This window comes from Bacteroides sp. 224 (assembly GCF_010500995.1).
Taxonomy (GTDB): domain Bacteria; phylum Bacteroidota; class Bacteroidia; order Bacteroidales; family Bacteroidaceae; genus Bacteroides.
In genome coordinates this window covers 1-340 of record NZ_QVMK01000104.1, presented here as the reverse complement: position 1 = coordinate 340, position 340 = coordinate 1, and the positions used below count along the sequence as shown (strand labels likewise).

1 protein-coding gene is annotated in these 340 nt (G+C 44.4%); it reads left to right on the top strand.

What is annotated here, in order from left to right:
* Nucleotides 1-81: 81 nt before the first annotated feature.
* On the top strand, nt 82-255 hold the full coding sequence (locus D0T60_RS18545; RefSeq protein ID WP_163219970.1) for a hypothetical protein: 174 nt from the start codon (nt 82-84) through the stop codon (nt 253-255).
* The last annotated feature ends 85 nt before the right edge of the window (nt 256-340 follow it).

The window sequence follows — 340 nt, the reverse complement described above, 5'->3', positions numbered from 1 at the left end:
GGGTGAAACACCCTAAATTCATAGCTTGGGAGGACCCCTTGGCTCTGCATGAGCAAATTCAAACCAACGACTCCCTTTTTTATGGGAGACATACTTTTGTTCTGGGCATCTAAGAACATAGATGGCTTCCGTTGCGATATGGCCGAAATGGTTCCTGTAGAATTCTGGGAATGGTGCCTCGACTGGTATGGAACTTCCACAGATAAACGGGTACTCCGGGGTGGTGCTTTTGATAGTCCGGCAACTGATTGTTGAAGCAAAACTTGTAAATTGCACCCTGTGGGTAACGAAACATCAAATTGCCGACTTATTTAATGTATTTGTCAATACGATTGGTAAC